Origin of the sequence: Mesorhizobium sp. M7D.F.Ca.US.004.03.1.1, assembly GCF_003998635.1 — a bacterium.
GTDB classification, from domain to species: Bacteria; Pseudomonadota; Alphaproteobacteria; order Rhizobiales; family Rhizobiaceae; genus Mesorhizobium; species Mesorhizobium loti.
Map to the genome: position 1 here is coordinate 1 of NZ_RZQG01001631.1, position 642 is coordinate 642.

Genomic DNA, 642 nt, shown 5'->3' on the forward strand with positions numbered 1-642 from the left:
ATGTCTGACAGCGTCCTGTCGGTGAAGCGTTGCAGGCCTGCCTTGCGCAGGATGGTTCCGACGCGCTCCGGCTCGAGATGCGCCAACACCGCCTTGCCGATGCCGGACGCATGGAAGGGGCTGCGCGTGCCCGGCCGGAAGAAGGCACGGATCGCCTGATGCGTCTCGACCTGGCTGACGAAGACGACGCAATCATCCTCGGCGACGCCGAGATTGGCGGTCTCGCCCGTTCTCTCCATCAGCTCCTGCATGACGACACGGGCGCGGTCGACCAGCTTGCGGCGGCGCAGGAACGCCGCGCCCATGCGGTAGGTCTCGACGCCGATCGACCACAGCTGGTCTGATGTGTCGAATTCGACCATGCCGTGGTTTTGCAGCGTCGTCAGCATGCGGTAGGCGGTGGAGGCGGCAAGGCCGCTCTGCGCCGATATCTCGCTCAGCGACAGGCCGCTGCCTTCCGCGACAATGGCCAGGATGCGCAGCGCCCGGTCGAGCGACTGCACCGAACTGGCCTCCGATGGCCCGTTGAAAGCGCGCGGCCGTCCGCGCTGGCGTTTTTCGGTGGTTTCCATGGCGTCATTCTCTGTCGATTTCGCCCGATGCACAATGAAAAAGTTTTTCACTCGGACAGTAGCATAAATT

The 642-nt window shown here is 63.9% G+C and carries 1 protein-coding gene; it reads right to left on the reverse strand.

Going from position 1 to position 642, the window contains the following annotated elements; genetic code table 11:
* A partial coding sequence (locus EN935_RS39175) for an IclR family transcriptional regulator (RefSeq protein ID WP_164771885.1) occupies positions 1–572 on the reverse strand: 572 nt, incomplete at its 3' end.
* Between the last annotated feature and the right edge of the window lie 70 nt (positions 573–642).